The organism is Synechococcus sp. MIT S1220, assembly GCF_047303025.1.
Taxonomy (GTDB): domain Bacteria; phylum Cyanobacteriota; class Cyanobacteriia; order PCC-6307; family Cyanobiaceae; genus Parasynechococcus.
Genome location: NZ_CP138939.1, coordinates 808,817 through 820,998, shown reverse-complemented (window position 1 = coordinate 820,998; position 12,182 = coordinate 808,817). Strand labels below are relative to the sequence as shown.

The 12,182-nt window shown below is 39.9% G+C and carries 1 protein-coding gene; it reads left to right on the top strand.

Annotated elements, in window-relative coordinates; translation table 11 throughout:
* Positions 1–69: 69 nt before the first annotated feature.
* Complete coding sequence (locus SIB64_RS03780; RefSeq protein WP_413441979.1) at positions 70–12,081, top strand: PA14 domain-containing protein; 12,012 nt, start codon at positions 70–72, stop codon at positions 12,079–12,081.
* Positions 12,082–12,182: the final 101 nt, after the last annotated feature.

Sequence of the window (12,182 nt, the reverse complement as noted above, 5' to 3'; positions counted from 1 at the left end):
TAACGCAATTCAGGCCAAAAAGATTAAGCTTGAATTCGAAAGTTAGCAGAAATATTAGAGTATAAAAAAATGTTTCTTGTAATGGCAAATACAAAAAATACTGCAGAAGCAACCAGCAATCCTGGCTCGAATGTGCAAACTAACGGAAATGGCAAAACAATAAACCCAAATGTTCTAACGTGGGAAGACGGAAGTTCGGGAAACCCGACAAAAAATTGGCAGGACTACATAAAAGATAATTTCTCAGCGCCTACAAATTTTAGTATCAGTACAAATTTTTCAGATCCCAGCGCATCTACTAGCGGAGTTCTAGAGCAAACGAAAAAGAACAATGCTGCACTGATCACTCTTGATTCAGGAAGCACTTCTGACCTACGTTTTCATCCTGATCGCCGCTATCGCCTTTCAGGCTGGTACGGAACAACAGAAAATTATGTTGGCAGTGATGCCATGTTCAATGCCATCTATGACCTCAAACATGATGTCGATGACCCGACATTATTCCCGATCAAGACACTAAGCATTACTTCGTCACTTTCGATTGACAAAGAATTTAAATTTCCAGGTAAGATCACAAACATAAAGCTAATTGAGAGAGTTTATACAGGCGAAGCTAATTATCCAAAATCACCTCAATATCAAGGGAACGATCTAACTAATACGACGCAATGGAACACGGCAACGCCCCTTTGGAATTGGGACTCCGGTGGGTCTACAGATCCCTTGGCAACAATTCCAGTCGAAAACGTTGCCCATGACGAAAATACTGATGTGCTTGCGATAACAAGCTTTAAAGATGAAGATGGAAATGCTTACGAAAGTTACCAAATTTGGAACGCAAATACATTAGGCACGAATCAACAAGCTCCCACCTCGTCAAAGACTTTTGTTGAAAGAAGCCTCAATCCAGGGGATCAGGCGATCAAAATGGTAAAAAAATGGTTAACTGTAGCAGATATAATTCATCTAAACCCAACGCTACAGGGGCTAACAAAAGCCGACCAACCCATTGACCAGATCAACGTCTACCAAAAAATCCCAAGCAGTACAGACTGGGGCACAGCAACGCACAATATAAGTAAAAATTCAATTTATAATAATATTCATTATCCAGAAATCCAACTTCCACAGAATTCAATAAATTTCAAAGGGAATGATATAAAAATTGTGGTTGATTATGTAGGATCAGATGGATTGAATTACGTTAGTACAGCTTTTTATAATGCGGGTTCAGGCACAGATCTTCGAGGCGGCAATGACTTCGTAACACCTGATTCGTTTTATTCAAGTCGTGATCTAAAAATTGGAAGTGGACTTGGACATTTAATTGATCACAGACAAACGAATCAAAATGGTCAGCCAATATGGTGGGAAAAAAGATATGTTGACTTCTCTATTCCGGATGATCAAGGAGAACTCCAATGGTATATCGGCAAAGGAGCATTAGGTCCTAACAGTCAAAGCACACAACAGCAAGGTTCTCGTCTGTATGCAGACTTAGAATTGTATCAGTGGGCAATAAATGAAAACCCTCAGGATCTTGCTGTACTTTCAATCGATCCAGCAACCACTAATGCGGAGGAAGGAGGAGAGCCGGGTAAATTTGTCATCAATGTTGCGAGAAATGAAACAGAAGCTAAGAAAAATCCATCTGAATACCAGGGCACAATTAGACAATTGTTTGTCCCCTATGAAATAACAAGCAACTCAACTGCAACTCGAGGCGTTGATTACTATGCTCCAAAAACAAGCAGAGTTGATGTCTGCAACTCTGAAAATATGATAAATATAAAACCAGGGTCAGGCAAAGTAGACATATATATTCCTGCAGTCGAAGATGCAATCGCGGAAGGCAATGAATCGGTCGAAATCAGACTTATTCAAGATGGCTATAATTACACGAGTGGATGCGATGCGGGGCAGGAAGAGGTTGAAGAAAACCTCTTTCTCGGTCCAAACTATACAATAAAGAACAGCAATGCAACATTACAGATAACCGATCGCCAAGACAACAGTCCTAAAAATTTATTTGCGGTTAAATTCAATCCGATCAACCTATATGGTGGCCTAAATTTAACCAACAATGCAACTCCACAAAATAATATCATTTTTGCGCCTGATTTTTCAAAACCCCCGTCGAGCGCAGGCAACAAAATTATTGCCATGGAGAATCCAGGCAGCAGTCAAAATGTGCTGGAACAAACCCCAACTGTGGCAGCTGCAAACAATTCTGTAGTGCCAAGTACTAAATTTATAATTGAACCATCCTCAACATCTGAATTGATCGCTGGACAAAAATATATCCTTAGCGGTTGGTATGCCAGATCGAGTGATTATCAAAAGTCGGATAAAATGTTTTATAGCCAAATTAATGGGAAAGACGTCCTTTCACCTGCGGGGATTGGCAAACTCCAAGAAGTTAAAACAATAAATGGAATAACCTGGGAAAAACGCTATCAAGAAATCACAGTTCCAGATAACTACTCATCATTCCAATGGATGGTGGGGGAGAGCGAAGATGAAACTTTTTCATCTCCCCAGGCAGCAGCGTATGAAAGTCAAGCGGTAGGCAAACGTTACTATGCTGATTTAAAAATACAAAAAGCAAGCCCAACCGCACTACTACAAAAACCAAAGATAACCACATTATCATTAGCACCATTTGGTGATTCAATCGTCAATGGAACAACGACTCAGGACGAATCAATCATTGATTCACCTGCGGGTGGTGTCCCATTAAAAATGACGACGACAGCCAGCAATGATAATAGTCCGGCAGAAACATACACGCAAACATTTGGATTGTCATCTGCAGAGCTTGAAGATCGTAAGGTGTGGAATATTGCAGAGGTAAACAAAGGAGAAACCTACACTTTTAGCGTCTGGGCAAAGGCAGACAAAAAGAATACAGCCGCAAGCATTACATTATTAGAGGCGAATGAACAAGGCGAAGCACTGATAAGCACAAATTTCCCAAATGTCATCAAAGCGGATGACAGCACAAACACTAACATAAAGGATAAATCAATTAGACTTAGTACTCGCTGGAAACGTTTTTCAGTTACAAAAACGATTGAGAACGATCTCTCTAAAAATATTCAAGTCAAATTGTCAGGCCTACCATCGTCTGAGTCACGTTCATTATGGTGGGACGGCATTCAGGTTGAAAAAAATACAGGGCCGACAAGCTTTATCGATCATAAAAGTGTGTATCCATTCCTGCCGGGAATTTCAATCACCCCTGCAAATCGAAAAGGAGCCACACCAGTAAGAGCACAAAATATAAGCAATAATAAAGAAGAAGCCAGTTTCAATATCTCAATTGATAGTCAACCAAGGGAGGATGTTACAGTTTCCCTAAGTGCATCATTTATAAATAATCCCACCGCAAATAATGCAATACCAACAAGTAGTGGAACTATTGTTGATAGCAATGACGAACCAATTACGACGCTTACATTTAATGCTAATAATTGGGAAAACCCGCAACAAGTTTCCCTAACAGATATTCAACAAGATCCAAATAAACTAACTGCGATTAAACTAACTGCGACAAGCAATAGCAATGACAACTTCTACAGCAATTCATCAGATTTGAAGGCTAATCAATTAATTTATCCAGCAGACTCCACTGACCTAAGAAATATTAGCCTATGGGAAAATAAACCGCAGAGCACCTTAATACCAAAAGCGTCTGTGAATACCATCAGCGGAGAAGAAGGAGAAACGGTAGGATTTCGTTTTAGTCTTAGCAAGCCAAACAAAACAGACACGACAATAAACTTTGATCTCAGTACATCAGCAGATTTAAACTCAACAGACATTGAAAATCTAACTCTTCCACAATCAATAATTATTCCAGCAAAAAAACGTACGGCTATTCTTAATTTCAAATCAATCGATGATGAAATTGCCGAGGGAGTGGAATTCTTACATGTCAAATTGAAGAAATCTTCTCAACCAAATAGTTATTCAGTTTCAAGTAAAAATAATGATACAAAATCAATCATTAAGGATAATGATATCCCTGGAATTGAGTTTGTGGTTCAACGAACGATACCTACAACGACATCTAGCTCCGCATCTGGCAGCACGACTGGTACTCAGGGCAGCAACAAAACAATATGGGTGCCAATTGACAAATTTAATATAGCCGAGGATGCGTGTCCTCCCTACAAATATACAATAGGCGTAAGACTAACATCTGAAATCAGGAGTACAGTTGCTGTCACGCCGAGTAAAAATGGCTTAGCAAATATTACATTTGACAAAACACCGCTAACGTTTGATACAAACCAAAAGCCATGGAATGAACCACAGACGATTGAGATTACATTCGATCCCGACCAAAGTAATTCAGAGGGTAATCTAGACGCCCTTATTTTTGAGACAGAAGAAAATGATGCCGAACCATTTTATAGCCAACTTGAAGCTGATTTACCTATCATTTTAATCGATAAAGACACGCCAATTACGACAGATGCCGATGTAGCTGGGGATAATGATGGAGTTGAATCGCAAGACCCAAATACCCCTATCGCTGTTCTTAAGCAAGATACAAATAAGATCATCAACGAAGCCGAAGAAGATGAAGCATCGCCAGACTCAAGCACATTCACTGTTAAACTTAAGGAAGAGCCTTATACGTCAACTAATTGGAATGATTTTAAAGCAGAGGAAGAGACAGTAATCTTCTTCGAACCGTCACAACAAAGCACGGACGGTAAAATGTGGCCAATTAGTTATGATATAACAATACCCGATAATAATTATCTATCTGGCTTACAGCGATATATTAATGATGGTGGTAATCAGCAAGCAGCAACCCCAAGCAGTAGTGGCTCAACAGAGAATCCTTTTGACATTAGCGATCTCCTCCAGTCGCTGGCAGGCTCTGAACAGACTGTTTCTTGGGGTGGTTATCTATACCTACCTGAATCTGGCAACTATGATTTCAAGCTAACCGTTACAGGAGGTGCATCATTAACAGTCGGTGGTGATGTAATGATTGATCAAATAGATGCAAATGTCAATACAACTCTACTCAATTCCACTCCCTTTGTTGGTGTGGCAGGGGAATTTGTCCCCTTCAAATTGGAGTACAACCCAAATGGCAACCAAACTCCTCAAATAGATCTGGAATGGGTACGACCTATTGAACTAAATACAGATACGGACGAAGAAAATATTCCTTCGCGATACTTAAGCCGTATTGGAGCATGGCATGTAGTTATTCCAGAAGGGATGTCTTCTGCAAGTTTTGACATCAAAGCAATTCAAGATAAAATAGCTAAACCACAGCAAGAAATTGATATAAAATTATTGAGGGATCGTACTGATCTATTAGATGTGTCACTTCCACAAAATAATGCAAATAATGCAAAATCATTGACAATCAAACTTGATGAGACTAGTAGCAGAGAATCACTTGTTTTGTCATCGAATGCATCCAATGATGTTGTTGACTCAGTGGCAGCTAGCAGTACAACATCGACTGTTAATAAAAATAGTTTGGAGTTAAATTTGAGCACCCTGGGAGATAAAGATAAAAATCCAGAAAATACCGTAACCCTTGATCTTGACAAGAATCCAAAGACTATTTATAAGGGAGAAACCGAAGAATTTACTTACACTGAAAATTATGAAGGTGATTTTGCAACAAATTTAAACGCGAACACCCCAAAACAATATCAACTTATTGACGATGTTATCGATATTAAAATTAAAAACAATCTAATTCCGCAGAATCCCTTAGGAATCACACTGAGCAATATAACGGCATCATCAGATGCAATTACTTACACAGGAACAATAACTAGAAACGATCAATTGGCTAAATCAGTAACTATATTGCAGGGACAAGAGATCACTCTAGTCACACCAGATGATGCTGCTGGAGGTGAACAAGTAGCGATCACCATTAATGTATCTGAAGATGTCACGTTAAACGACAGTCCAAACCAATCGCAAGTTATAAATTTCACAATTCCAAATGAAATCGATAAGGAAGATGTCAATACACTAAACAATCAGAATTTAGAGGCATCATTGAAGAGTTATGAGGCATTTTTTGAGATCGGTAGTACTGATCATATAAATGGCATTATTCCTAAAGGAACCAGCCTCCGCTTTACACAAGATACTCCAGAACAGAAATGTACAACTAATCCTCCACCAACCGCGAAACCATTCTCACTCGTAGTGGTAGACGAATTAGCGGAAGGATCTGATATGGAAGAGGCGGGGATGACAGTGATTGATTTTAGTGAAGCTCAGCAAGATCTAAGCCAGACTTTAAATGTTGATGTCTCAAAACCGGTCGCACATTATCAATTTCCCGAATCCGGCGAGACCGGAGAAACTAGTACTCTTGGCACCCTAAATATCAAGGATAACCGTAATGCAGAAGTTGTGTACTCCGAACTCATCAACGGTGACTACGATCCAATCAATCCAGCAAATGCAATACAATTACAAGAAAATGGGATTTCACAAACACGATACATAGCATTGAGCAGCCAGCCAACAGAGGGCGTGACGGTATATCTTGAGACAAATGATGCGAGTGAGGTAGCAATTCAAAAAGATTATGACTTTATCAAAGATGTAAATATCACAATAAACGCCAATACTAATAATCTGCGGACAAGAAAACCACCTAGATCAAGTAATGAGGATTTCCTACAAGAAGCCATTCTAAAGATGGATTCAAGACCACGAATAAAAGGATTTACAGTTGCATATGAAAATAATAATTCGAACGGGAACATAGAAGAAATCGAATACATTACAACGAATAAATACACAGTCGAAAAAGTAGCAGCAGACAGTTCAAAGCCGGTCAGGTTATTTGCTAATCCCCAAAAATTGCAATCAATACGAGATAATTTGGGCCTAGAAATTGTAGAAGAACAATTCTCGCCTGAATCATTGGTTGCTTTTACATTTACACCGGACAACTGGAACACACAGCAACCTTTTACCTTAACGCCTATAGATGATATCATTGATGATGAAACCCAAACAGTAAATATATTTCACCAGGTCAGTAGTCAAGATACTGAGTACCAGAAACTAACAAACGATTCAAGCAACCAAGATGAGAATTTAATTTTAACAATCAAAAATAGTGATGATGATACAGCTGGCGTTATTGTTAATCCAATTACCCAAATTCAAGAAAGTAGTAACGGAGAAGTTGAGATTTCACTCAATACAAAGCCAACCGATAATGTCACTCTTACTCTCACCCCTTCGGACAGCCAGTTTAAAATAGGACACAACACGTTGCGGCAAGCAGAATTTTTAACATTTACACCAGATAATTACGATATTAAACAATCGATTGAGTTAACGGCTGTCAACGATAAAAATGTGGAGGATATAACGAAAAGTGAATTACAAATAACAAGTCAATCCGCAGATGCAAATTTTGACGCCGAATATTTACAGATTGATCCTGTTGTTGTTGAGATTATTGATGATGACGTGCCCACAGCTTCGATCGAATTTGTTAATGATGGAACTGAAGGTGCTGAGCCCGGAAACTTTAGAGTGAAACTTTCAAATCCAGCACCTTCTGCCGCTGGTTCAAACGGTATCGTTGTTAATTACAGTGTTCAATTACTTGATGAAGATGGTCAACCTAACCCACCTATTACTGCTTTACAAGCACCGAGTGCTACGGGTTCTGTAAGAATTCCACCCGGGCAATTACAAAGCGAGGTTTTTGTTGTCCCAATTGATGACTTGGAGGCTTCACCAGGAGTAAGCTACAAAATAAATCTACTAGATTCATCAGCAACTGGCCCAACTGAGGATAAATATCAATTAGGAGAAGGTAGTCAATCAGTCAATAATTCTGTAACTGTAAAGATCATCAATAATGACATAGCAGGCTTCACTCTCGTCTATCAAGGAGATGACATTAGCGTCGAAGAGAATGGTGAGAATACAGAATTCTACTTGATGCTCAATTCACAACCCGAAAACAATGTAACTGTTGAATTAAGTGAGCAAGAGCTTAACCATAACAGCAAAAATGTACCACAACTTATTGGACAAACACAGGCAAATAAATTTAATGTTTCAGAAACGTTTACTAGAAATAATTGGTTCATACCCCGATCGATCACTTTTGGTGCTTTGCGAGATTACATACTTGAAGACGGCGAAATGCTTTTCAGTGGTCAAGACAATGAAGAACTTAAGCTCGTCACATATGGTGACACAGGAAATCCAATTACTGATAGTGATAGCGTTCAAGGTACAATTCAGAATGATGGAATCCATCCAGCCGCTATTAAATTCAAGTTTACAAGTGATGATCCTTGTTATAGTTCAACCCTAATTGGTACATGCACAACAGTAAAAGATCCAAGCTTCGTGAATCATATCCAAAATATTCGCGTACTAGACGAGACTCTCCCTGAAGAAGCTAAGGGTGTCATCAACACATCGTTCATATCTCTGCAGGATCAGGTCAATGATATTGCTCTACCGATGATTGGCAAATCTGACCAAAAAACTGGAGAAAATATTTATTCATTGATTCATGGATTAACAGACAAACTAAGTAATGCACGTGCTATCACCCCAGCTGCAATCAAAGAACTTTTAACGCAGGAACTTGTCGAGCACCTTGATATGAAAGTGCCTACCAATCCGACGCAACAATTGGTTGCAGTCACACTAGATAAAACAAGTCAAACAAAAGATATAAATATCGTTCTAGAACTTGATAGTACTGAAACAGGCTTTGATATCCCTCTTGATGCAAACCTAGGTAACCCATCATTGGGTATTCAAAGTGAAGGAATTTTGAATACAGATTTAGCCATTTCAGGGCAGCTCAGCTTTGGTATACCCTTAAAATCAGGATCACTCCCATATTTAAAAACTGGTGAAAATGAAGCAGGAGAAAAGGACACCTATTTACAGGCTCAAATCACCAGTGCACTCTCTGATGATTTTAAATTAACAGGTGGGCTTGGCTTTTTGGAAATTGAGGGGACCAACGCAACATCTGCTCGATTTGCAAACAATAGTGAGACACAATTGCAAGCCACCGTAAAAGCCTTCCCTGACCCAGGTCAAGGAACCCTGAACTTCTCGCAGTTACTAAGCGCAATCAACAATCCACTAAATCTTGGAAAATTGATATCTTTCGAAGTAGATCCCCAGTCTAAAGCACAATTCTCGTTTGATGTACAGACCTCAGTTAACGGCAGTTCTGCAATGCCATCCTTTAACTTTAAAATGGCATCTGAATTTCCATTCACTCAATCTAATAATGAGCAAATTTTATACATCGACGATGTTAAACTTGATCTAGGCTCTTTTGTTACGGGAATAGCGGGTCCCAGTATTTCACAAGTTGATTCAATATTAGAACCAATCTATCCAATCCTAGATGCTCTATACGCAGACACACAACTATTTGGCAAGATTGGCTTAACGGATTACTTTGATCAAAACAATGACAATCAAGTGTCGATGATGGATCTTGTGGAGTGGTTTACTAACTTATCTCCGAGTGCGCGATCGTCACGCACAAGGAAGCTACAAGAGGCTCACGACTTTATTGATAATATTAATAATATTGCTACAGTGATTAGAGAAATAGAGCAACTTAGAAATTCTGGACAAAACTTCGAGATTGCATTCCCGAGTTATGAATTTAGCGCAAGCAATTTTAATGCTAATGAAGGAAATACTCAAGCGCTCAGTAAAAACAGTGCTACTACGTTACCAACTGCACCAATTACGCAAGCAAAAAAAGCAAGCAATGCCAATAGTTTCAGCAGTATTATGAATAAGTTGTCGCCTATGGGAATCACAATTCCGTTGTTGGATAAAGAGGAGTATATGGAGACAGTATCAAACTTGATTACAGGGGATACAACAGAACTGATGAAATGGACATTATCCAGCAGTGATCCTTCAGTCCCGAGTGCCAAATCTTTGAATGTAGAGTCATCAGTCAACAAGTCATTTCCTATCTGGGGACCGATCAGTGGTCTTATCGAAGGTGGATTTAATGCGACGACTGATCTCAGTTTTGGCTTTGATACGTCAGGGATGCAACAGTGGAAAGACGATAATTTCAAGCCAGCAAGTGCATGGAAAGTATTCAATGGATTTTATGTCGATGATGAACAAGGTAACATTGATATAGATGAGTTCAAGTTAGATGCAAATATGGGAGCAGGGGCAGGCCTAAGCGCGTTCGTCGCCCGAGCCAGCGTTACTGGTGGTCTTGAAGCCGGCGCCGGCCTGAACTTACTTGATGTTGGTGAGATCTCCAATACATCTGACGGAAAGATTTACGCTGACGAAATTAGTAGTAGAATTGAAAATCCACTTACTTTATTCAACATTGTAGGTGAGCTTGCGGCTTATTTAGAAGCCAAAGTGCAAGTCGGCATTGATGCGTGGCTGTTCTCCTACTGGAAAACAGTGTGGGAAAAGCGTCTTGCTACGATCCCAATTTTTAGATTTGGAATTGGTGGTAGTTATGGAAATGGAACTGTTTCTAATGGACACATAGATGGAAGCACAGTCTTCTTTGACTCCAACTCAAACGGCAGAGTAGATTATCAGGAGCCAAAGATCATCACTAATGAGTCATCTAAGCATAGTTTGTATATTGATCATCGTAGGTTCGACAAAAATTTCGATGGTTCCATCAACAATCATGAAGGAAGGCTGATCGCGATTGGAGGTACAGATACAACAACAAATCTTGAGGTTCGTATTCCTATGGTTGGGGCTATTGACTCAAATATGGTCTCGCCTCTGACGACCTTACAGACCTTTGCTCTCGCCAAAGGCAACAACAACGAAGAGGTGAATAAAAGATTACAACTTCTTTTCGGGATGGGAGAATTTCAGTTCCACGAAAAGGATCCCCTCAGACAAATCAAAAAAGCCAAGACCATCGGAAAGCCTAAGCATAAAGATGCAGTTGCAACCTATCTAGCTCATAGCAAGATTCATTTTACTCTTGATTTATTATCCAATAGCCTAACTCATCTGTCTGACGAATTTTTAGGATCCACAGAAGAGCAGCTTGATATGATTGATGCTTTCACAGAATCGCTGCTGCGACAACCAGAGCAATCTCCCTTCTTGCATAGCATCCGATTTGCGATCATCGAAACAATAGAAAGTATCTTTAAAAAACCAGCTTCCCAATTACCAGACGAATTGATTGATGTAGCAACCTTCACCGGAGAAGCTGCGATCGAGTTTGCCGCAAAACTCGATGCACTTTCAAAAGGGAAGTCTCTAACACTTGATAAAATCCATGCTCTTAAAACAAAAGCATTCCATCACTACAGAGAAAACATACTTGGCCTATCAGATGGCCTACACCGTAAAAGCAATCCAGCATCAACCATCAAGGCCATAAGAAACAGACTATCCAATGCTCATGGAGACTTTATTCAAGTAACTACTAACAACAATTTCGTGTTAGGAACCAACAAAAATAATGTCTTAAATGGTGGTTCGGGTGCAGATGTTCTCAGTGGTATGAATGGTCTTGATTCTTTGAATGGAGGATCGGGAGATGATCATCTCAAAGGCGGCAAGGACAATGATTTCATTGAAGGAGGATCGCATCAGGATCTCCTGGAAGGCCAAGCCGGTTTGGATACTCTGCAAGGGGGAAAGGGTGATGACACTGTATTCGGCGGCAAAGGGGATGACCGCCTACTCGGGATGAGCGGAAACGATCACCTGATTGGAGAGGCTCACCACGACCACCTATCTGGAAAATCAGGCGACGATATCCTTGAAGGCCAACGCGGTATCGACACACTCAAAGGCGGCAGTGGAGATGACCTTCTAACAGGAGGTGCAGGAAAGGATCTGTTCATCCTTTCTGAAGGAGCCGACACTATTACGGACTTCAAGCTCAGGAAAGGAAGGGGAGATCAACTTGAAATTAAAACTGATGTACCGCTTAGCTTCATGCAAAATGGCGATGATCTCACAATCCAAAGTGAAGATGGTATCAACACAACTCTCTTAGGGATCAACAAAGAATCCTTCCTTAAACACGCACAATTCATTTGAGCGTTCAACACTTCGTCCTACGAATTGGGAGCAGCATGAGCACTTGGGTGTTTTTGCTGCTCGAAGTTATAGATCAATCAGATTAGCTCACTTTAAACATT